Genomic DNA, 20,894 nt, shown 5'->3' with positions numbered 1-20,894 from the left:
GACGATGTACAAACTGTTCTTCAACCTGGTCTTCAAGCGGATGGACCCCGAGCAGGCCCACTACACGGCCTTCCGGTGGATCCGCCTCGCCGCCCGCACGCCGGTGCTGCGCACCTTCGTCGCGGCCGCCCTGGCGCCGCGCCACGAGTCCCTGCGCACGGAGGCCCTCGGCCTGCGGATGCACGGCCCCTTCGGGCTCGCGGCCGGCTTCGACAAGAACGCCGTCGCCATCGACGGCATGTCGATGCTCGGCTTCGACCACGTCGAGATCGGCACGGTCACCGGCCAGGCGCAGCCCGGCAATCCCAAGAAGCGGCTCTTCCGCCTGGTCCCCGACCGGGCGCTGATCAACCGCATGGGCTTCAACAACGAGGGCTCGGCCGCCGTCGCCGCCCGCCTGGCCGCCCGCAACCTCGGCCAGAAGAAGACGCGGGGCAGGACCGTCGTGGGCGTCAACATCGGCAAGACCAAGGTCGTGCCGGAGGCCGAGGCCGCCGCCGACTACGTGGTCTCCACCGAGCGGCTGGCCCGCCACGCCGACTACCTGGTCGTCAACGTCTCCTCGCCGAACACCCCGGGCCTGCGCAACCTCCAGGCCACGGAGTCCCTGCGGCCGCTGCTGACCGCCGTGCGCGAGGCCGCGGACCGCTCGGTCACCGACCGCCGCGTCCCGCTGCTGGTCAAGATCGCCCCGGACCTGGCGGACGAGGACGTCGACGCGGTCGCCGACCTCGCCCTCGAACTGGGCCTGGACGGCATCATCGCCACCAACACCACCATCGCCCGCGAGGGCCTGGGCCTGAAGTCCGATCCGGCCCTGGTCGCGGAGACCGGCGGACTGTCCGGCGCCCCGGTCAAGGAGCGGTCCCTGGAGGTCCTGCGCCGCCTGTACGCGCGCGTCGGCGACCGCCTCGTCCTGGTGGGCGTCGGGGGCATCGAGAACGCCGAGGACGCCTGGCAGCGCATCCTGGCGGGCGCCACCCTGATCCAGGGCTACAGCGCCTTCATCTACGAGGGCCCGTTCTACGCCCGCGCCATCCACAAGGGCCTGGCCGCACGCCTGGCCGCCAGCCCGTACGCGACCCTGGCCGAGGCCGTGGGCGCCGAGACCCGAAAGGCCGCGCTGTGAGCCCTGTGACCCCCTTCGGAACGCGTCTGCGCGCCGCCATGGACGCCCGGGGGCCCCTGTGCGTGGGGATCGACCCGCACGCAGCCCTGCTGGCCTCCTGGGGCCTGGCGGACGACATCGCCGGCCTGGAGCGGTTCTCCCGCACGGTGGTCGAGGCCCTGGCCGACTCCGTCGCCGTCTTCAAGCCGCAGGCCGCCTTCTTCGAGCGGTTCGGCTCGAAGGGCATCGCGGTGCTGGAGCGGACCGTCGCCGACGCCCGCGCCGCCGGGACCCTGGTGGTCATGGACGCCAAGCGCGGCGACATCGGCTCCACGATGGCCGCGTACGCCTCGGCCTTCCTGGACCCGTCCTCCCCGCTGTTCTCGGACGCCCTGACGGTCTCCCCGTACCTCGGCTACGGCTCGCTCGCCCCGGCCGTGGAGCTGGCCCGGGAATCGGGCGCCGGCCTCTTCGTCCTGGCCCTGACCTCCAACCCGGAGGGCGCGGAGGTGCAGCGCGCGGTCCGCGAGGACGGCCGTTCGATCGGCGCGACCATGCTGGCCCACCTGGCGGCGGAGAACGCGGGCGCCGAGCCCATGGGCTCCTTCGGCGCGGTGGTGGGTGCCACGCTGGGCGACCTGTCCTCCTTCGACCTGGACATCAACGGCCCGCTGCTGGCCCCGGGCATCGGTGCGCAGGGCGCGACCGCGGCCGACCTCCCCGCGGTCTTCGGCGCCGCGGTCGCCAACGTGGTCCCGAACGTCTCCCGGGGGGTCCTGAAGCACGGTCCGGACGCCGCCGCCCTGCGTGCCTCCGCGCAGCGCTTCGCCGACGAGGTGCGCGAGGCCGTCGCGGGCTGATCCGCGGGGTGCCGGACCGGCGCGTGCACACGGGATCTCGAAAATCGAACGTCTTTCCCCGGACAAAACCGGGGTGATATGTCTGTGATGTACGGTTCAGTGGAGGCTGACCAGGACTTTTCGTCCGTTCTCGCTGACTGGAGCGGCCTTGGCCGCTAGTCTCCGACCAGAGTGAACGAGCAGCGAGCGAATTGCATCGCTGTTCGGGACCTCGCCTGGCGTGGTGCCCACGGGCTCCCCGCCGGTCCGTATCCGACAGTTCGACATCCGAGGTGACGTAGGCGTGGCTCTTCCGCCCCTTACCCCTGAACAGCGCGCAGCAGCGCTCGAAAAGGCCGCCGCGGCTCGCCGGGAGCGGGCCGAGGTGAAGAATCGACTCAAGCACTCCGGCGCCTCCCTCCACGACGTCATCAAGACGGGTCAGGAGAACGACGTCATCGGAAAGATGAAGGTCTCCGCCCTTCTCGAGTCGCTGCCCGGCGTCGGCAAGGTCCGCGCCAAGCAGATCATGGAGCGCCTCGGCATCTCCGAGTCCCGGCGTGTCCGAGGTCTCGGCTCCAACCAGATCGCCTCTCTGGAGCGTGAGTTCGGCGGTAGCGGCGCCTGAGGCGTCGCCCGAAGTTCTCCCGGCGTTCTCAGGCAGTCCCGAGAACCTGGATAATCGCTCTATGGCAGCAGAGGTTCGTCCGCGGCTGACCGTGCTCTCCGGCCCCTCGGGGGTCGGCAAGAGCACGGTCGTCGCGCATATGCGCAAGGTCCATCCCGAGGTATGGCTCTCGGTGTCGGCCACCACCCGCAAGCCGCGGCCCGGTGAGCGACACGGAGTCCATTACTTCTTCGTCAACGACGACGAGTTCGACAAGCTGATCGCCAACGGCGAGCTGCTGGAGTGGGCCGAGTTCGCGGGCAACCGCTACGGCACACCGCGCGGCGCGGTACTGGAACGCCTGGACAACGGCGAACCGGTGCTGCTGGAGATCGACCTCCAGGGCGCCCGGCTCGTCCGCGAGTCCAAGCCCGACGCACAGCTGGTCTTCCTGGCCCCGCCGAGCTGGGACGAACTGGTCCGCCGCCTCACCGGCCGCGGCACCGAGTCGCCCGAGGTCATCGAGCGCCGGCTGGAAAGTGCCAAGATCGAACTGGCTGCCGAGTCCGAGTTCGACACCACCCTGGTGAACACCTCCGTCGAGGACGTGGCGCGTGAGCTGCTAGCCTTGATGAAAGTTGTTTGATCGTTTTCATTTCGATCTTCACCCATCTTCGGAAGGTAGAGCGTGTCCTCTTCCATCACCGCGCCCGAGGGCATCATCAACCCGCCGATCGACGAGCTGCTCGAGGCCACGGACTCGAAGTACAGCCTCGTGATCTACGCGGCCAAGCGCGCGCGTCAGATCAACGCGTACTACTCGCAGCTCGGTGAGGGCCTGCTCGAGTACGTCGGCCCTCTCGTGGACACCCACGTCCACGAGAAGCCGCTTTCGATCGCGCTGCGCGAGATCAACGCGGGTCTGCTGACCTCCGAGGCCATCGAGGCCCCGGCCCAGTAAGGCCGCTCGGAGCACAGCTTGAGAATGCTTCACCACAGGCCCGGCAGAACATCTGCCGGGCCTGTGGTGTGTCATTAGGTGTCGTACGCGAATCGTCGATGGGGAGTACGTGGTGGACAAGCCGAAGGTCGTGCTGGGCGTCAGTGGCGGCATCGCCGCCTACAAGGCCTGTGAGCTGCTGCGCCGGCTGACCGAGTCCGGGCACGACGTACGGGTGGTGCCCACGGCGGCCTCCCTGAACTTCGTCGGCGAGGCCACCTGGGCCGCGCTCTCCGGGAACCCGGCCTCCACCGAGGTGTGGGAGACCGTCCACGAGGTGCCCCACGTGCGCATCGGCCAGGGGGCCGACCTCGTCGTCGTCGCCCCGGCCACCGCCGACATGCTGGCCAAGGCCGCCCACGGGCTGGCCGACGACCTCCTCACGAACACCCTGCTCACGGCCCGCTGCCCGGTGGTCTTCGCGCCCGCGATGCACACCGAGATGTGGGAGCACCCCGCCACCCAGGAGAACGTGGCCACGCTGCGCCGCCGCGGCGCGGTCGTCATCGAGCCGGCCGTCGGCCGGCTGACCGGCAAGGACACCGGCAAGGGCCGGCTTCCCGACCCGGAGGAGATCTTCGAGGTCTGCCGCAGGGTCCTGGCCCGGGGTGCCGCGGAGCCCGACCTCGCCGGCCGCCACGTGGTGGTCAGCGCCGGCGGCACCCGCGAACCGCTGGACCCGGTCCGCTTCCTCGGCAACCGCTCCTCCGGCAAGCAGGGCTACGCCCTCGCCCGCACCGCGGCCGCGCGCGGGGCCAGGGTCACCCTGGTCGCCGCCAACACCGCGCTGCCGGACCCGGCCGGGGTGGACGTCGTACGGGTGGGCACGGCCCTCCAGCTGCGCGAGGCGGTGCTCAAGGCGGCCGCGGACGCCGACGCCGTGGTGATGGCCGCCGCGGTGGCCGACTTCCGCCCCGCCAAGTACGCCGACGGCAAGATCAAGAAGAAGGACGGCCAGGACCCCGAGCCCGTGGCCCTGGTGCGGAACCCCGACGTCCTCGCGGAGGTCTCCGCCGAGCGGGCCCGGCAGGGTCAGATCGTCGTCGGCTTCGCCGCCGAGACGGACGACGTGCTCGCCAACGGCCGGGCGAAGCTCCTGCGCAAGGGGTGCGACCTTCTCGTGGTCAACGAGGTCGGCGAGTCCAAGACCTTCGGTTCCGAGGAGAACGAGGCAGTGATCCTCGCTTCGGACGGAGCGGAGACTCCCGTACCCTATGGTCCGAAGGAAGCCCTGGCGGAAGTCATCTGGGACCAGGTCGCCCCGCGACTGGCGCCCCGACGTGATCTTCACCGCGCCTGAGCGTTTCCCTTCTCGCGGGTAGCTCCGTGGGTAAGAATGGAGTGCCGCAGGTCACACGGCTCCCACAGGGCGAGACGGGTGGTCCGGCGGACGGTGGCGACCGATAAACTGCACTTGGAACGTGATCGGGCGCAGCCCCCGGTGTGGTTCCGCCAAATGATCAGCCAGCAGCCGCTGCAACCCCAGGGAGCGTTGTGTCCCGTCGCCTGTTCACCTCGGAGTCCGTGACCGAGGGTCACCCCGACAAGATCGCTGACCAGATCAGCGACACGATCCTCGACGCGCTCCTCACCGAGGACCCGACCTCGCGTGTGGCCGTGGAGACTCTCATCACGACCGGTCTCGTGCACATCGCGGGCGAGGTGACGACCAAGGCCTACGCGCCGATCGCCCAGCTCGTCCGCGACAAGATCCTCGAGATCGGCTACGACTCGTCCAAGAAGGGCTTCGACGGCGCCTCCTGCGGCGTGTCGGTGTCCATCGGTGCCCAGTCCCCCGACATCGCTCAGGGCGTGGACACGGCCTACGAGTCCCGGGTCGAGGGCGACGAGGACGAGCTCGACAAGCAGGGTGCGGGCGACCAGGGCCTGATGTTCGGCTACGCCACGGACGAGACGCCCGAGCTGATGCCGCTGCCGATCCACATCGCGCACCGCCTCTCGCGCCGCCTGTCCGAGGTCCGCAAGAACGGCACCATCCCGTACCTGCGCCCCGACGGCAAGACCCAGGTCACCATCGAGTACGACGGCGACAAGCCGGTCCGCCTCGACACGGTCGTCGTGTCCTCGCAGCACGCCGCCGACATCGACCTCGACTCGCTCCTCGCGCCCGACATCCGCGAGTTCGTCGTCGAGCACGTGCTCGCGCAGCTCGTCGAGGACGGCATCAAGCTGGACACCGAGGGCTACCGCCTGCTGGTGAACCCGACCGGCCGTTTCGAGATCGGCGGCCCGATGGGCGACGCCGGCCTGACCGGCCGCAAGATCATCATCGACACGTACGGCGGCATGGCCCGCCACGGCGGCGGTGCCTTCTCCGGCAAGGACCCGTCGAAGGTGGACCGCTCGGCCGCGTACGCGATGCGCTGGGTCGCCAAGAACGTGGTCGCCGCCGGCCTGGCCGCGCGCTGCGAGGTCCAGGTCGCCTACGCCATCGGCAAGGCCGAGCCCGTCGGCCTCTTCGTCGAGACCTTCGGCACCGCCAAGGTCGACGTCCAGAAGATCGAGGACGCCATCGCCGAGGTCTTCGACCTCCGCCCGGCCGCGATCATCCGCGACCTCGACCTGCTGCGCCCGATCTACGCCCAGACCGCCGCCTACGGCCACTTCGGCCGCGAGCTGCCGGACTTCACCTGGGAGCGCACCGACCGCGTCGACGCGCTGCGTGCCGCCGCCGGCCTGTAAGCCGTAGGGAAGTGACGCGAACGGCCCCGGACCACCACGGTCCGGGGCCGTTCGCTGTCAGTGGGGTTTGCCAGAATGCCTGTGTGAGCAGCGCCAACGAGTCCCAGCCGGAACAGCTCGCCCTGATCCGGGAGATGGTCGCCGAGGCGAAGGCCAAGGCGCCCAAGGCCAAGCCGCGCACCTGGCGCGGGGCCGCCGTGGCCGAGGAGCTGCCCGTCGCCCGGGTCCTCGTGAACAAGGGCGTGCTCCACCTCGACCGGCTCTTCGACTACGCCGTACCCGCCGAGCTGTCCGAGGCCGCCCAGCCCGGCGTGCGCGTCCGGGTCCGCTTCGGCGCGGGCGGGCACCGGGTGCACGGCGGCCGCCGCGAGGGCGGCGGGCTGATCGACGGCTTCATCGTGGAACGGCGCGCCGAGTCCGACTACAACGGCGCCCTGGCCGCCCTCGCCCAGGTCGTCTCGCCCGAGGTGGTCCTCGGGCCCCGCATGCTGGCCCTCGCCCGGGCCGTCGCCGACCGGTACGCGGGCAGCCTCGCCGACGTGCTCCAGCTGGCCCTGCCCCCGCGCAGCGCCCGCGCCGAGGCCAAGCCCTCGCCCGAACCGCTGCCCCCGCCCGCCGCGCCCGAGCCCGGCGGCTGGACGCGCTACGGGGCCGGGCCCGCCTTCCTGCGCGCCCTGGCCACCGGCGGCACCCCCCGCGCGGTGTGGACGGCGCTGCCCGGTCCCGGCTGGGCGGACGAGCTCGCGCGGGCCGTGGCCGCCACCCTCTCCTCCGGCCGCGGGGCCCTCGCCGTGGTGCCCGACGGGCGCACCGCCGCCCGGGTCGACGCGGCCCTCACCGCGCTGCTGGGCGAGGGCCGCCACGCGCTGCTGACCGCCGACTCCGGCCCCGAGAAGCGCTACCGGCAGTGGCTCGCGGTGAGCCGGGGCTCGGTCCGCGCCGTGGTCGGCACCCGGGCGGCCATGTTCGCCCCCGTACGCGACCTCGGGCTCGTGGCGGTGTGGGACGACGGCGACTCCAGCCACGGCGACGACCACGCCCCGTTCCCGCACGTGCGGGAGGTGCTGGAGCTGCGTGCCGTCAGCGACGGCTGCGGCTTCCTGGCCGGGAGCACCAGCTGCACCGTGGAGGCCGCCCAGCTGGTGGAGTCCGGCTGGGCCCGGCCGCTCGTCGCGGACCGGGAGACCGTACGGGCCACCGCGCCCCGCATCCGCACCGTCGGGGACGAGCTGCTGGCCCGCGACGGGGCGGCCCGCGCGGCGCGGCTGCCGAGCCTGGCCTGGGAGACCGTCCGGGAGGGCCTGAAGAGCGGGCCCGTCCTGGTCCAGGTGCCCCGGCGCGGGTACGTGCCCCGGCTGGCGTGCGAGCGCTGCCGGACGCCGGCCCGCTGCACGGTGTGCGCCGGGCCGCTGGAGGCCCCCGACGAGCGGGAGCTGCACTGCGGGTGGTGCGGGCGGGCCGAGAGCGCCTGGCACTGCGAGGAGTGCGGCTCGTTCCGGCTGCGGGCCCAGGTGGTGGGCGCGCGGCGGACCGCCGAGGAGCTGGGCCGGGCCTTCCCGGCCGTACCGGTGCGCACCTCCGGGCGGGACCACGTGCTGGACGAAGTGTCCGACCGGCCGGCGCTGGTGGTGTGCACCCCGGGTGCCGAGCCGGTCGCGGCGGGCGCCGGGTACGCGGCCGCGCTGCTGCTGGACGGCTGGGCGATGCTCGGCAGGCCCGACCTGCGGGCCGGGGAGGACGCCCTGCGCCGCTGGATCGCCGCCGCCTCGCTCGTCCGCGCCGACGGGCAGGTGGTGGTGATCGCCGAGCCGACGCTGCGGCCCGTGCAGGCCCTGGTGCGCTGGGACCCGGTCGGGCACGCGGTGCGGGAGCTGGCCGAGCGGGCCCAGCTGGGCTTCCCGCCGGTGTCCCGGATGGCGGCGGTGGCCGGGCGCGGGGACGCCCTGGAGGCCTTCCTCGAAGCGGTCGAGCTGCCGGCGGACGCCGAGGTGCTGGGGCCCGTACCGCTGCCCGGGCGGCGGGGGGAGCCGTCGGCGGGGGAGCGGGCGCTGGTGCGGGTCCCTCCGGGGAGCGGGGCCGCGCTGGCCGCGGCGCTCAAGGCCGCGCAGGCCGCGCGCATGGCGCGGGGCGCGCAGGCGGGGGATCCGATCCGGATCCGGATCGACCCGCCGGACATCGGCTGAGCGGGTACCCGGTGGCGCTGCCCGGACCCGCGGGAACGGTGGAAGGGCGGGCAGGGGACAGCCCCGCGGGGCCGCCGCCACCCCCGGGGGGAGACAGCGGCGGGCCCACGGGGCATGCCGTCGGGAGTCGGCGGCCCGGCGGCGGGGGTGGGGGATGGGGTCAGCCGTTGCGGGGGCCGGGGAAGGCCGACTGGCGGGCCGCCGGGGCACCGGCCTGGGCCTCTTCGCGGACGGGCTGCGGCGGTACCGAGCGCGCCGCCGGGATCGTGGGCAGCGGGCCCAGCGTCCGGGTCGTGGTGCCCTCGGCCAGCGGCTCCGCGGCCTCGGCGGCCTGCGCGCGGCGTGCGCCGTAGCGGCGGTGCACGGCCTGCTTGGTGACGCCGAGCGCCGAACCGACGGCGTCCCAGGAGAAGCCGAGGGAGCGGTCGAAGTCCACCGCCGCGGTGACCAGCGTCTCGACGCTGTCCCTCAGTTCCTGGGCGAGCCGGACGGTGGGGGCGGGGGCCCTGCCGTAGACGACGAAGCCCGTGGAGGGCCCGGAGCGGCGAGGGCGGTACACGTTGCCGAGCTGGGCCGTGAGCGTACGCAGTGCGTCCACCTGTCGGCGAACCCGCTCGATGTCCCGCACCAGGAGGTGCAGGCTGGCCCGTGCTTGGGCGTCATGGGTGGCGTGGTCGGCCATGGAGAAGCCTCTCGAACCGGTGCTGGAGAGCGGATCGGGCCGCAGACACCGTCTTGATCGCGGCCCGTTTCGGTCAATCTCTTTTGACCAACGCGCCACGTGGCGCGTTGGTCACGCATTGGGGGCGTGTCGGCATATGCGAGAGGCGCGTGTGTGTGCGTACGCCCCCCGACACCGCAGGTGGGCCGGGGTGGCCGTCCCATAGACTGGTGTGCTGCTGACAGCCGAGATAGCGAGGTAGGACCCAGTGAAGCTGGTCTTCGCAGGCACCCCCGAGGTCGCCGTACCCGCCCTGGACGCCCTGATCGCCTCCGGGCGCCACGAGGTCGCCGCCGTCATCACCCGGCCCGACGCCCCCGCGGGGCGCGGCCGCCGGCTGGTCGCCAGCCCCGTCGCCGAGCGCGCGGAGGAGGCCGGGATCGAGGTCCTCAAGCCCGTTCGGCCCCGCGACGAGGAGTTCCAGGCCCGGCTGCGGGAGATCGCCCCGGACTGCTGCCCCGTCGTCGCGTACGGGGCGCTGATCCCCAGGAGCGCGCTCGACATCCCCCGCCACGGATGGGTCAACCTGCACTTCTCGCTGCTGCCGTCCTGGCGCGGCGCGGCTCCCGTGCAGCACTCGATCATGGCGGGCGACCAGGTCACCGGCGCCTCCACCTTCCGCATCGAGGAGGGCCTCGACACCGGCCCGGTCTTCGGGGTCCTCACCGAGGAGATCCGCCCGACCGACACCAGCGGCGACCTGCTGACCCGCCTCGCCTTCGCCGGGTCCGGACTGCTGTCCGCGACCATGGACGGGATCGAGGAGGGCAGCCTGCGCGCCATGGAGCAGCCCGCCGACGGGGTCTCCCTCGCGCCGAAGATCACCGTCGAGGACGCCCGCGTCGACTGGAACGCCCCCGCGCTGCGCGCCGACCGCGTGGTGCGCGGCTGCACCCCGGCCCCGGGCGCCTGGACCGTCTTCCGCGGCGAGCGCCTGAAGCTGATCTCCGTCGGGCTGGTCCCCGACCGTACGGACCTCGCCCCTGGGGTGCTGGCCCCGGCCAAGAACAACGTGTACGTGGGCACCGGCTCGCACGCCGTCGAGCTGCTCTGGGTGCAGCCGCAGGGCAAGAAGCCGATGAAGGGCGCCGACTGGGCCCGCGGGGTGCGCATCGCTCCCGGCGAGCGCCTGGGCGCCGCCGACGTAGGCTGATCCCGAGCAGCCCCCACGCAGCCGCACCGCACCTCACCGCACCTCACCGCACCTCGTAACTCCGGAGCACCTTTCACGTGAGCGAACAGCCCCGTCGTCGTCCCGCCCCCAAGACGGGCAACGGCAAGCAGGCCAAGCCCTACCGCCGGCCGCAGAAGGACCCCGTCCGGATGCTGGCCTTCGAGGTGCTGCGGGCGGTGGACGAACGCGACGCGTACGCGAACCTGGTCCTGCCCCCGCTGCTGAAGAAGGCCCGGCAGGACGAGCGGTTCCAGGCGCGGGACGCGGCCCTGGCGACCGAGCTGGTCTACGGGACGCTGCGCCGGCAGGGCACCTACGACGCGGTCATCGCCGCCTGCGTGGACCGGCCGCTGCGCGAGGTGGACCCGCCGGTGCTGGACGTGCTCTCGCTCGGTGCGCACCAGCTCCTGGGGACCCGCATCCCCACCCACGCGGCGGTCTCCGCCAGCGTGGAGCTGGCCCGCGTGGTGCTCGGCGACGGGCGGGCGAAGTTCGTCAACGCCGTGCTGCGCAAGATCGCCGCGCACGATCTGGACGGCTGGCTGGAGCGGGTCGCGCCGCCGTACGAGGAGGACGCCGAGGAGCACCTGGCGGTCTACCACTCGCACCCCCGCTGGGTGGTCAGCGCCCTGTGGGACGCGCTGGGCGGCGGCCGCGCCGGCATCGAGGACCTGCTGGAGGCCGACAACGAGCGGCCCGAGGTGACGCTGGTCGCCCGTCCCGGCCGGTCCACGCCCGAGGAACTGGTCGAGGCGCTCGGCGAGGAGTCGGCGCTGCCGGGGCGCTGGTCCCCGTACGCCGTCCGGATGGCCGAAGGCGGCGAGCCGGGCGCACTGGAGGCGGTCCGCGACGGGCGGGCCGGTGTGCAGGACGAGGGCAGCCAGCTGGTGGCCATGGCCCTGGCGGCGGTCCCGGTCGAGGGCCGCGACGAGCGGTGGCTGGACGGCTGCGCGGGCCCGGGCGGCAAGGCGGCGCTGCTGGGCGCGCTGGCGGCGCGGCGCGGGGCCTTCCTGCTGGCCTCGGAGAAGCAGCCGCACCGGGCGCGCCTGGTCGAGAAGTCGCTGTCCGGGAACCCGGGCCCGTACCAGGTCATCGCGGCCGACGGCACCCGCCCGGCCTGGCTGCCGGGCTCCTTCGACCGGGTCCTGATGGACGTCCCCTGCTCGGGCCTCGGGGCGCTGCGGCGCCGTCCGGAGGCCCGGTGGCGGCGTCGCCCGGAGGACCTGGAGGGCTTCGCGCCGCTCCAGCGGGCGCTGCTGCGCGAGGCCCTGTCCGCGGTGCGCGTGGGCGGTGTCGTGGGGTACGCGACCTGCTCCCCGCACCTGGCGGAGACCCGGGTGGTCGTGGAGGACGTGCTCAAGGGCCGGGGTGCGGGCAACTCCCCGGTGGCGGCCGAACTGGTCGACGCCCGCCCGTACATGGAGGGCGTACCGGCGCTGGGCGACGGCCCGGACGTCCAGCTGTGGCCGCACCTGCACGGTACGGACGCCATGTACCTGGCCCTGCTGCGGCGCACCGCGTAGGGGGTCGGCCGGCGGCGTGTCCAGTCCTCCGGGGAGCCGTGGGGACCGTCGTCGTCACGCGGTGATCCGGGTGCGGACCGGCGACAGCATGGTCGGTACGAAGGAGAGCGCCACGACCGCCGCGCCGGTCCAGAGGGCGGCGCGCACGCTGATGACCTCGGCGAGCAGGCCCGACGCGGCGGAGCCCAGGGCGATGGCCCCGGTCAGCATGAACCGGAAGGTGGCGTTCATGCGGCCGAGCAGCGGGTCCGGGGTCAGCTGCTGGCGCAGGCTGACGCCGAGGACGTTGCCGGAGCCGACGGTCACCGTGGACACCATCCAGCCCGCCGCGGCCACCCACAGCCAGGGCCCGTGGTCCGCCGCCGGGACCAGCAGGGCCGCCGGGGCCAGGCTCAGGGCCAGGGCGCGGCCGTAGCCCACCCGGGCCGCGAAGGGCCGGGCCAGCCGGGCCCCGCACAGCAGTCCCACCCCGCCGGCGGCCCAGAACAGGCCGAGTGCCGTGGCGGACAGGCCCAGCTCGCTGACGAAGAGCACGGGCAGCATGGCGTTGATCACGGCGCCGCCCAGGTTGATCATGCTCGCCCTCAGCACGAGGGCGCGCAGCTCCGGGTGGCCCAGTACGTGCCTCAGCCCCTCCGCGACCTGGGTGCGCAGCCGGGTCCGCTCCGCGGCGGCGGGCGGCTTGGGGACCGGCCGGACGCCCAGCATCCGCAGGGCCGAGCCGAGGTGGCCGAGGGCGGCGCAGGCGAGGGCCGCGGGGGCCGTCAGGAGGGCGATCAGGGCGCCGCCCGCGCCCCGCCCGGCGATGTTCGCGACGGCCGTCAGCGTCACCATGGCGGCGTTGGCCCGGACCAGGCCGTCCCGGCCGACGAGCCGCGGCAGCACGCTCTGGGAGCCGACCTCCCCGAACACGGCGGCGCAGCCGGACAAGAGGACGACGGCGTACAGCTGGGGCAGGGTGAGCAGGTCCAGCCACCAGGCGAGCGGCAGGGAGCCGATGAGGACGGCGCGGGAGAGGTCGGCGGCGATCAGGACCCGGCGGGTGCGCATGCGGTCCACCCAGGCGCCGGCCGGGAGGCCGATGAGCAGGAAGGCGGCGGTGGACAGGGCCGCGAGGGCGCCGACCTGGGCGGGGCTCGCGTCGAGGGAGGTCAGGGCGAGCAGCGGGACGGCGATGTAGCCGGTGTTGGCCGCGAACTGGCTCAGGGTCGTGGCGCCGAACAGCGCGCGGAAGTCGGGGTTGCGCCAGGGGCCGGCTTCGGCCGGGGGAGCGGCGGGTGAACCGGTCGGGGTGGCAGTTGTCATGTACGTAACGGTGGTCGCAGTTCACCGCGAAGGACAAGCGAGTATCCGTGCCATGATCAATTAAGCTCCGCTACGAGAACCCCGAGTTCCGGGGCCGTGGCCGGAAGTGCCCGCTGGCATGGCAGGCTTGGGGCATGGCCGTTCAGATCAATCCCAGCATCCTGTCCGCAGACTTCGCCCGTCTCGCCGAGGAGGCGAAGGCCGTCGAGGGCGCCGACTGGCTGCACGTCGACGTCATGGACAACCACTTCGTCCCGAACCTCACCCTCGGCGTGCCGATCGTGGAATCCCTCAGCCGGGCCACGGACATCCCGCTGGACCTGCATCTGATGATCGAGGACCCGGACCGCTGGGCGCCGCAGTACGTGGAGGCCGGGGCCGGATCGGTCACCTTCCACGCCGAGGCCGCCGCCGCACCGGTGCGCCTCGCGCGGGAGATCCGGGCCAAGGGCGCCCGGGCGGCCATGGCCCTCAAGCCCGGCACCCCGATCGAGCAGTACGAGGACATCCTCCCCGAGCTCGACATGGTGCTGATCATGACGGTCGAGCCCGGCTTCGGGGGCCAGTCCTTCCTGGACATCGTGCTGCCCAAGGTCCGCCGTACCCGGGAGCTGATCGCCAAGCACGGGCTGGACCTCTGGCTCCAGGTCGACGGCGGGGTCTCGGCCACCACGATCGAGCGGGTGGCGGAGGCCGGCGCCGACGTCTTCGTGGCCGGCAGCGCCATCTACGGGGCGGTCGATCCGGCCGCCGCGGTCCGCACCCTGCGCGACCAGGCGGGCGCGGCGATCGCCGCCGCTCCGTGGGCCTGCGACCACTGAAGCGGGCGCCAGGGGACGGCTCGGTGAACGGAAGCCGTCCAGGCTGATCAATGGCCGTTGGATCTGACAGGATGAACGGCGAGTCGAGAGTGTGAACACGACAGTGTGAACAGCAGTGAGGAGAGCGCGGTGTCTGCAATGTCGGCGGGACGGTCAGCCCTGCGGATGGGACCCGCGGAGCTGGTTCAGGCGGCGGCCATGGCGCGCCGCTTCTACCTGGAGGGCAAGTCCAAGATCCAGATCGCCGAGGAGTTCGGCGTGAGCCGCTTCAAGGTGGCCCGGGTCCTGGAGACCGCCCTCGAACGGGACCTCGTCCGCATCGAGATCCGGGTACCGGCGGAACTGGACGCGGAGCGCTCCGACGCGCTCCGCGCCCGGTACGGGCTGCGGCACGCCGTCGTGGTGGAGTCGCCGGCCGACGCGAGCGAGGACGCCCCGGACCCGGAGAACCTCGGAGCGGTCGCGGCCGACCTGCTCGGCGAACTGGTCAACGAGGGCGACGTGCTCGGGCTGGCCTGGGGACGGTCGACCATCCACATGGCCGCCTCCCTGCACCGGCTGCCGCCGTGCACCGTCGTCCAGCTGACCGGCGTGTACGACGCGGGCACCGCCGAGCGCGGCTCCGTGGAGGCCGTACGCCGGGCCGCGCAGGTCTCCGGCGGGGACGCGCACCCCATCTACGCCCCGATGCTGCTCCCGGACCCGGCGACCGCGGCCGCGCTGCGCAGCCAGACCGGCATCGCGCGGGCCTTCGAGTACTTCGACAAGGTCACCGTCGCCGCCGTGTCCATCGGCTCCTGGGAGCCGGGGATCTCGACCGTCCACGACATGCTGACCGACGAGGAGCGGGCGCACTACGCCTCCCTCGGCGTCGCGGCGGAGATGTCCGCCCACCTCTTCGACAAGGAGGGCCGCCGGGTCGGCCGCGACCTGGGCGAGCGCTGCATCACCGTCGAGGCCGACCGGCTGCGCCGGATCCCGGAGGTCGTCGCGATCGCGGGCGGGCTGCGCAAGGCCTCGGCGATCGGCGCGGTGCTCCGCTCCGGGCTGGTGACCAGCCTCGTGACGGACACGGCGGTCGCCGACTACCTGCTGACCGAGTCCGAGCCCGGGCTGCGGCCGGCGCTGGACCGCGCCGACCCGGACGACTGACCGGCCCCGCCCGGCGCCCCGGGCCCTCCCCGCGGAGGTGCTCCGGAGGCGTCCGGGGTGAATGGTGCCGCAATCGAGACCGTCGGAATGGACCGCGGGGCGGCCTCGCGGGCGCATACTGATTCCAATGACCAAGTCAGCAGTACCCCGCCGCCATTTGCCGTCCAGTCCGTTCAGGGCGCCCGTAGAACCGCCTGTGAGGCGGTTCGACGTCGGCGACCGGGTCAGCCACGACCAGCACGGCCTCGGCCGTGTCGTCGGGGTCGAGGAAGAAGCCGTCCTCGTCGACTTCGGTTCCGTACAGAAGCGCATCCTGAGCCCCTACAGCAAGATGTCCGTCCTCTGACACTGCCGGGCGATTCGCGACCGAATCGGATATTTGACACGATCGGGGCATGATCCTCAGGAACATGCCCCGGTCGTTGTCACGCGTGCTCGGGGCCCTGTTCCTGTGCGCCGCGCTGACCGCTGCCCTGGCGGGCTGCGGTGGCGGGGCCGCCCCGGCGCGCCCGTCGTCCGCCGCGAGCACCGCCGCGCCCGCTCCCGGGTGGGCGAAGGGGATGGCCACCGTACGGGCGGACGCGCTGCCCCCGCAGGCGCGGGAGGTGCTCGCCCTGATCGACAAGGGCGGGCCGTACCCGTACCGGCAGGACGGGACCGTCTTCGGGAACTTCGAGAAGGTCCTGCCCAAGCAGAAGCGCGGCTACTACCACGAGTTCACCGTGCGGACGCCGGGAGAGCGCGACCGCGGGGCCCGGCGGATCGTGACGGGCGGGGGCGGGGAGTTCTACTACACGGACGACCACTACGCGACCTTCAAGGCGGTTCTCCGATGACCCTCGACCCGCAGCCGCTCGCCGCCGCCCTGGCCGCCGCCGAGGAGGCCGGCTGGAGCGTCGTACGGCTGGACCTGGACGGCGTGCGCAGCAAGGCGGCGCTGATGCGGCGGTGCGCGCGGGCCCTGCGGGCGCCGGAGTGGTTCGGCGGGAACTGGGACGCGCTGGCCGACGTGCTGGCCGACCTGTCCTGGCTGCCCGAGGCCCCCGGGAGGCTGCTGGCGGTCACCTCGTGGCGCGGCTACGCGGCCGAGCGGCCGGACGACTGGGACACCCTGACGGAGGTCCTGGAGGGGGCCGCGGACTTCTGGCGGGAGCAGCGGGAGCGCGACGCCGCGCCCCCGCTGACGGTACTGCTGTCCGCCTAGTCCTGGCCCTGGCCCTGGTCCTGGCTCTGGTCCTAGCCCTTGCCCGGCCTGAACAGCTGGTCCTCGACCGCGCCGAGGTCGAGGTTCCAGTACGTCACCTTGGCGCCGCGTCCGACGTTCAGGTCGCCGGTCCGGGCGGCCAGGCCCTGTTCGAGCCACGCCGAGTCCTTGTTGCTGCCGGGCGCGCGGTCCTGGTAGCCCATGGACAGCGCCGTGACGGCGACCGTCTGCTCGCCCCCGCGGAAGAGGTACACGCCCGCGTACGCCTTCTCCTTCGGCCCGAGAGTGGCGAGCGCCCGCGGCGCGGAGCCCATCGGGGCGAGCGGGCCCTCGATCACCGTGCCGAAACCGAGGTACGGGTAGTGGTAGAGGGTGCAGGGCTTGTCGGTGATGTTGGCGGCCGTGATGAGGAGGTTCTGGCCGGAGTCCTGCCGCCAGAGCGACGGGGTGATCGAGAGGTCGTCGTGGCTGCAGGCCCTGGTGGCCGCCTTGCCGCCGGCGGTGGGGGCGGTGGTGGCGCTCGGCGAGGGGCTCGGCTCGCCGCCCGAGGGCGTGCTCGCGGAGGCGGACGGGCTCGTGCCCGGGGCGGCGCTCGCGCCGGGGGAGGCAGGGGCGGAGGCGGCGGGGGAGGCGGCGCTCTTGCCGTCGTCCTTGCCGGAGTCACAGGCGGTGGAGGTGAGGAGCGCGGCGACGGTCGCCGCTCCCAGGGCGTAGGTCTGCCATCTGTTGCGGGCGGTGCTCATGACGGGCCCCCGTGTGCTTCGCATGGTTCGAGAGGTGTTGCCGACCTCCCGGTCATGCCCCCCGCGGAATCCCCGGAGTCCCTCCGGCGGCGCACTGTTGCCGACTCATGACGGGACGTCACCGTTCCGTCCAAATGGCATGGGCGCGTCCGGTCGGGGGCCGGCCCGGACCGGCCCCCGACCGGGTGTCACTCCGCCTTCGCCGCCTGCGGCTGCCAGGGCGGGGTCTGGCCCCAGGACCAGACCGGGATCTTCGCCGCGTCCACCGGCGGCGGGTTCGGGCCCGAGTAGATCAGGGCCATCCGGGTGCCCCACTCGATGTAGTAGACGAACACCGCCCGGAACTCCGGGTCCGTCGGCAGGCCGACCTCGTCGGCCGTGTCCAGCAGCAGGTCCACCCAGCGGCGGCGCTGCCGCTCGGTGATGCCGCGCCCCAGGTGCTTGGTGGCCATGTGCTGGTGGCCGCCGTGGTGCGCCGAGTAGTCGGCGGGGCCACCGAAGACCTCCGCCAGCCAGACCGCGACGTGCTGGGGGTGTTCCGAGTCCATTCCCGCGAAGACGGGGGCCAGGATCTCGTCGCGCAGCGCATGGGCGTAGAAGGCGTCGGTGAGCTTCTTCAGGGCCTGTGCCCCGCCCATCCACTCGTAGATCGTGGGAGTCGTGCTCATGACTGTCCGGCGGCCTTTCCCGGACCCACCACACCGGTGACGGAGTAGTGCTGCATCTCTTCGATGTTCGTCACGTACGGGCGGATCGCGCTGAAGAACGCCGGGAAGTGCTCACCCTTGCGGAAGCCGTTGAGGTGGGCGTCCACCGAGGTCCAGCGGATGCGGAGGATGTACCGCTCGGTGTCGTCCGTGTTGTGGGCCAGCTCGTAGTCGATGCACTCGGGCGACGCGGCCAGGGCCTCGGCGGCCCTCGCGTACGCGTCCTCGAACGCCTGCTGGTCCTGCGAGGCGATCCGGTAGCGGATGTACTCGACGGTGGTGGTCATGGATTGCGTGCCTCTCCCTGGGGTCAGGTCGTCCCGGCTACCTTTCCGGGATCATGCGTACCCGGACAGGTTTTCCGTCACTCGGACCCAGACTTCTGGAGGTCCGGGCCCTGGGCGCGCACCTGCCGCACCTTGTCGAGGGAGTCCCGCAGCTCGGCGAGCCAGGAGTCGGCGTTGTCCCCGACGAGGCGTACGCACCAGGCCAGGGCGTCCGCCCGGCTGCGCGCCACGCCGCCGGCGACCAGGGTGTCGAGCACCTGGCGCTCGGACTGGCGCAGCCGGGTCATGACGGGGACGGCGAGGTGGGTGAAGAGGACCGTCTCCTCGCCCGACCGTACGCCCCAGGCGACCTTGCGGCGGTAGAGCTCCTCCGCCTCGCGGGCCACCTCCATCCGCTGCTCGCGGGTGCGCTCGCGGAACTCCTTGACCGACTCGGACGCCGGGACCTTGCCGACGACGGTGATCTCCTCCCGGTCGACGGTGACCGAGACGAGTGACTCGTAGACGTCCACCGGCAGGCGCTCGGCGAACCACGCACGGAGCTTCTCGCTCTGTTCGGCTGTAATCATGTAATCAACGTTGCATCCGCTCTCCTCTTGATCGCAAGGGTTCTCCCGTTCGCTCTCAGCCCATCGACCGGTAGCGGTGGATCAGGGAGACCGCCATCGCGCCCTCGCCCACGCCCGAGGCGACCCGCTTGACCGAGTGGGCGCGCACGTCGCCCGCCGCGAAGACGCCGGGGACGCTGGTCTCCAGCGGGTACGGGGCGCGCTCCAGGCTCCATTCCGCAGGGAGCTCACCGCCGTTGGCGATCAGGTCGGAGCCCGTGAGGACGAAGCCGTACTCGTCGCGCTCCACCACCCCGGCCAGCCAGTCCGTGTGCGGGCGGGCGCCGATGAAGGTGAACATGAACCGCGCCGGGACCTCGCGGTCCCCGCCCGTGTCGGCGTCGTGCAGGGTGATCCGCTCCAGGTGCTCCCCGCCGTGCAGGGCGGTGACGGTGGTGCGGACCTTCACCTCGATGTTGGGCGTGCGGTCGATCTCGTCGATCAGGTAGCGGGACATGCTGGCGTCCAGGGAGGCCGCGCGCACCAGGATCGTCACCCGGGCCGCGTACTTGGCGAAGTGGACCGCCGCCTGCCCGGCCGAGTTGGCGCCGCCCACGATGAACACGTGCTGGGAGATGCAGGCCGAGCTCTCCGTGGTCGCCGCGCCGTAGTACAGCCCGGCGCCCTCGAAGCGGTCCGCGCCCGGCGCGTCGAGCCGGTTGTACGAGACCCCGGTCGCCAGCAGCACCGTCTCCGCGCTGATCTCCGTCCCGTCGGCCAGGGTCAGGATCTTCGCCGGGTCGTCGCGGGTCAGGGAGACCACCTCGACCGGGTGCAGGATCTCGGCACCGAACCGGGAGGCCTGGATGGTGGCCCGGCGGGTCAGGTCCCCGCCGGAGAGGCCCGAGGGGAAGCCCAGGTAGTTCTCGATCAGGCTGGAGGTGCCGGCCTGGCCGCCGGGCGCGCGGGAGTCCAGCATCAGCGTGGACAGGCCCTCGGAGGCCGAGTACACCCCGGCGGCGAGTCCCGCCGGGCCGGCGCCGACGATGACGCACTCGTAGTGCGGGCGGGAGGCGGTGGTGGCCAGGCCCAGCCGCTGGGCGAGTTCCGTGTCCGTCGGGGCGGCCAGCACCGAGCCGTCCGGGAAGCGGACCAGCGGGAGCGCCGCGTCGGCGGCCGCGGCGGCGATCACCGTCAGGGCCTCGGGGTCCCGCTCGACGTTCAGGAACCGGAACGGCTGCCCGTTGCGGGTGAAGAAGTCCCGCACGGCGTGGGTGCCGGGGGAGACCAGGTGGCCCGCGACGATGATCCCGTCGTAGGCCGGCCGGTAGGTGGCCAGCCAGTCGGAGAGCAGGTCGTCCAGCACCGGGAAGAGCCGCTCGTGCGGCGGGTCCCAGGGCTTGAGCAGGTAGTAGTCCAGCCGCACCCGGTTGATGGCGGTGATGGCCGCGTCCGTCTCCGCGTACGCCGTCAGCAGGACCCGGCGGGCGTCCGGGAAGCGGCTGACGGCCTCCAGCAGGAACTCCACCCCGGTGACGTCGGGCATCCGCTGGTCGACGAGGAACAGCGCGGGGTCGTGGCCGCGCTCGTCGAGGGAGTCCAGGATCTTCAGCGCGTCGGCGGCCGAGGAGGCGCCGAGCACCCGGTAGCGGTCGCCGTAGGCGCTGCGCAGGTCACGGCGGACGGCCCGCAGCACCTGCGGGTCGTCGTCCACGGCCAGGATGACGGGCTTGCGGCTCTCGGCGCGCTCGGCAGTGCCGGCGGCGGTGGCCGCGGCGGTCGTCTGCGCCGTGACGGCCGGGGTCGTGGCGGGGGCGGCCGCGCCCTCCGGGGCCGCGCTCACGCCGGGTCCAGCATCAGCTGGTCGGCGTAGCACCAGGCCCAGTCCTCGCCGGGCTCGTGCGAGGCCGCGATCGGGTGGGCGGTCGCCCGGTAGTGCCGGGTGGCGTGGCGGTTCTTCGACGAGTCGCAGCATCCGACGTGTCCGCAGCTCAGGCACATCCGCAGGTGCACCCAGCCGTCACCCAGCCGGAGGCACTCCTCACAGCCCTCCGCGGATGGCTTCACCGGACGTATCCGGTCGATGTGTGTGCACAACAACTCCATCGTCATCGTCCCCGTCCCTCTCCTCGCGCATTCGTACGCCCCGTCGCGCCCGTCCATCACGGCGCGTCCAGACCATAAATCGGGGACCCCGGAACGGTTCACCGATCCGGCCGAGGTCAGGAAGTCCGGCGGGTACTTCCTGACCTCGGCGGGCGACTAGGTG

24 protein-coding genes are annotated in these 20,894 nt (G+C 73.0%); 16 read left to right on the top strand and 8 right to left on the bottom strand.

What is annotated here, in order from left to right; translation table 11 throughout:
- The first annotated feature begins 4 nt into the window (after window positions 1-4).
- The 8 genes from ACZ518_RS23660 to ACZ518_RS23625 all read left to right on the top strand — a co-directional run bounded on the left by ACZ518_RS23660 (window position 5) and on the right by ACZ518_RS23625 (window position 8,440).
- Window positions 5-1,129, top strand: coding sequence for a quinone-dependent dihydroorotate dehydrogenase (locus ACZ518_RS23660; protein ID WP_469114988.1), 1,125 nt, complete (start codon window positions 5-7; stop codon window positions 1,127-1,129).
- On the top strand, window positions 1,126-1,968 hold the full coding sequence (gene pyrF / locus ACZ518_RS23655) for an orotidine-5'-phosphate decarboxylase (protein WP_469114987.1): 843 nt from the start codon (window positions 1,126-1,128) through the stop codon (window positions 1,966-1,968). Before ACZ518_RS23660 ends, pyrF begins: the two co-directional genes overlap by 4 nt.
- Before the next feature lie 283 nt (window positions 1,969-2,251).
- Window positions 2,252-2,575 carry an integration host factor gene (locus ACZ518_RS23650; RefSeq protein WP_030234009.1) on the top strand — a complete coding sequence of 108 codons (324 nt, stop codon included), beginning with the start codon at window positions 2,252-2,254 and terminating at the stop codon, window positions 2,573-2,575.
- A 61-nt stretch (window positions 2,576-2,636) separates the two neighbouring features.
- Entirely contained in the window at window positions 2,637-3,200 is a 564-nt protein-coding gene (gmk, locus tag ACZ518_RS23645; RefSeq protein ID WP_266578270.1) for a guanylate kinase, read from the top strand.
- Window positions 3,201-3,242: 42 nt separating this feature from the next.
- Window positions 3,243-3,515, top strand: coding sequence for a DNA-directed RNA polymerase subunit omega (gene rpoZ / locus ACZ518_RS23640; RefSeq protein ID WP_004948662.1), 273 nt, complete (start codon window positions 3,243-3,245; stop codon window positions 3,513-3,515).
- 112 nt (window positions 3,516-3,627) lie between these two features.
- A complete protein-coding gene (coaBC, locus tag ACZ518_RS23635) occupies window positions 3,628-4,854 on the top strand; it encodes a bifunctional phosphopantothenoylcysteine decarboxylase/phosphopantothenate--cysteine ligase CoaBC (protein ID WP_469114986.1) in 1,227 nt (408 codons plus the stop codon).
- Between the two features lie 194 nt (window positions 4,855-5,048).
- The gene (metK, locus tag ACZ518_RS23630; protein WP_125817760.1) at window positions 5,049-6,257 is read left to right on the top strand and encodes a methionine adenosyltransferase; all 1,209 of its coding nucleotides are present in this window, start codon (window positions 5,049-5,051) and stop codon (window positions 6,255-6,257) included.
- 83 nt (window positions 6,258-6,340) lie between these two features.
- Window positions 6,341-8,440, top strand: coding sequence for a primosomal protein N' (locus tag ACZ518_RS23625; protein ID WP_469114985.1), 2,100 nt, complete (start codon window positions 6,341-6,343; stop codon window positions 8,438-8,440).
- A 160-nt stretch (window positions 8,441-8,600) separates the two neighbouring features.
- Here ACZ518_RS23625 and ACZ518_RS23620 read toward each other — a convergent pair whose 3' ends face one another.
- The gene (locus ACZ518_RS23620) at window positions 8,601-9,122 is read right to left on the bottom strand and encodes a hypothetical protein (RefSeq protein ID WP_469114984.1); all 522 of its coding nucleotides are present in this window, start codon (window positions 9,120-9,122) and stop codon (window positions 8,601-8,603) included.
- Window positions 9,123-9,369: 247 nt separating this feature from the next.
- On the opposite strand from ACZ518_RS23620, the gene fmt reads away from it, so the two are divergent.
- Both fmt and ACZ518_RS23610 read left to right on the top strand, forming a co-directional pair.
- Entirely contained in the window at window positions 9,370-10,314 is a 945-nt protein-coding gene (fmt, locus tag ACZ518_RS23615; RefSeq protein WP_469114983.1) for a methionyl-tRNA formyltransferase, read from the top strand.
- Window positions 10,315-10,391: 77 nt separating this feature from the next.
- Complete coding sequence (locus tag ACZ518_RS23610) at window positions 10,392-11,858, top strand: RsmB/NOP family class I SAM-dependent RNA methyltransferase (RefSeq protein ID WP_469114982.1); 1,467 nt, start codon at window positions 10,392-10,394, stop codon at window positions 11,856-11,858.
- A gap of 54 nt (window positions 11,859-11,912) precedes the next feature.
- Here the strand turns inward: ACZ518_RS23610 and ACZ518_RS23605 are convergent, their stop codons facing one another.
- Window positions 11,913-13,163 (bottom strand): MFS transporter, encoded by a 1,251-nt coding sequence (locus tag ACZ518_RS23605; RefSeq protein ID WP_469114981.1) that lies wholly within the window; start codon window positions 13,161-13,163, stop codon window positions 11,913-11,915.
- Between the two features lie 134 nt (window positions 13,164-13,297).
- Here ACZ518_RS23605 and rpe point away from each other — a divergent pair, with 134 nt between their 5' ends.
- From rpe to ACZ518_RS23580, 5 genes are all read left to right on the top strand, one after another.
- Window positions 13,298-13,984 (top strand): ribulose-phosphate 3-epimerase, encoded by a 687-nt coding sequence (gene rpe, locus ACZ518_RS23600; protein WP_469114980.1) that lies wholly within the window; start codon window positions 13,298-13,300, stop codon window positions 13,982-13,984.
- Window positions 13,985-14,122: 138 nt separating this feature from the next.
- Entirely contained in the window at window positions 14,123-15,136 is a 1,014-nt protein-coding gene (locus tag ACZ518_RS23595) for a sugar-binding transcriptional regulator (RefSeq protein WP_042800630.1), read from the top strand.
- Between the two features lie 127 nt (window positions 15,137-15,263).
- Window positions 15,264-15,482, top strand: coding sequence for a hypothetical protein (locus tag ACZ518_RS23590; protein ID WP_469114979.1), 219 nt, complete (start codon window positions 15,264-15,266; stop codon window positions 15,480-15,482).
- A gap of 49 nt (window positions 15,483-15,531) precedes the next feature.
- Window positions 15,532-15,972 carry a guanyl-specific ribonuclease gene (locus tag ACZ518_RS23585; RefSeq protein WP_469114978.1) on the top strand — a complete coding sequence of 147 codons (441 nt, stop codon included), beginning with the start codon at window positions 15,532-15,534 and terminating at the stop codon, window positions 15,970-15,972.
- Window positions 15,969-16,340 (top strand): barstar family protein, encoded by a 372-nt coding sequence (locus ACZ518_RS23580; protein ID WP_469114977.1) that lies wholly within the window; start codon window positions 15,969-15,971, stop codon window positions 16,338-16,340. Before ACZ518_RS23585 ends, ACZ518_RS23580 begins: the two co-directional genes overlap by 4 nt.
- Window positions 16,341-16,372: 32 nt before the next feature.
- On the opposite strand, the gene ACZ518_RS23575 is transcribed toward ACZ518_RS23580, so the two are convergent.
- The 6 genes from ACZ518_RS23575 to ACZ518_RS23550 all read right to left on the bottom strand — a co-directional run bounded on the left by ACZ518_RS23575 (window position 16,373) and on the right by ACZ518_RS23550 (window position 20,731).
- Window positions 16,373-17,083, bottom strand: a complete 711-nt coding sequence (locus ACZ518_RS23575; protein ID WP_469114976.1) for a DUF4232 domain-containing protein — start codon at window positions 17,081-17,083, stop codon at window positions 16,373-16,375.
- 188 nt (window positions 17,084-17,271) lie between these two features.
- Window positions 17,272-17,751 (bottom strand): group II truncated hemoglobin, encoded by a 480-nt coding sequence (locus tag ACZ518_RS23570; protein WP_469114975.1) that lies wholly within the window; start codon window positions 17,749-17,751, stop codon window positions 17,272-17,274.
- The gene (locus ACZ518_RS23565) at window positions 17,748-18,077 is read right to left on the bottom strand and encodes a putative quinol monooxygenase (RefSeq protein WP_042800626.1); all 330 of its coding nucleotides are present in this window, start codon (window positions 18,075-18,077) and stop codon (window positions 17,748-17,750) included. Before ACZ518_RS23565 ends, ACZ518_RS23570 begins: the two co-directional genes overlap by 4 nt.
- Window positions 18,078-18,154: 77 nt before the next feature.
- Complete coding sequence (locus ACZ518_RS23560; RefSeq protein WP_469114974.1) at window positions 18,155-18,646, bottom strand: hypothetical protein; 492 nt, start codon at window positions 18,644-18,646, stop codon at window positions 18,155-18,157.
- Window positions 18,647-18,701: 55 nt separating this feature from the next.
- Entirely contained in the window at window positions 18,702-20,345 is a 1,644-nt protein-coding gene (locus ACZ518_RS23555; RefSeq protein ID WP_469115139.1) for an FAD-dependent oxidoreductase, read from the bottom strand.
- Between the two features lie 119 nt (window positions 20,346-20,464).
- Complete coding sequence (locus ACZ518_RS23550) at window positions 20,465-20,731, bottom strand: UBP-type zinc finger domain-containing protein (RefSeq protein WP_469115138.1); 267 nt, start codon at window positions 20,729-20,731, stop codon at window positions 20,465-20,467.
- On the opposite strand from ACZ518_RS23550, the gene ACZ518_RS23545 reads away from it, so the two are divergent.
- Window positions 20,715-20,891 carry a hypothetical protein gene (locus ACZ518_RS23545; protein ID WP_469115145.1) on the top strand — a complete coding sequence of 59 codons (177 nt, stop codon included), beginning with the start codon at window positions 20,715-20,717 and terminating at the stop codon, window positions 20,889-20,891. The genes ACZ518_RS23550 and ACZ518_RS23545 overlap by 17 nt on opposite strands.
- Window positions 20,892-20,894 lie beyond the last annotated feature (3 nt).

It is taken from the genome of Streptomyces sp. NPDC033966, assembly GCF_055575955.1.
The sequence above is the reverse complement of the archived record's forward strand: the minus strand, read 5'-3'. Positions and strand labels throughout refer to the sequence as shown.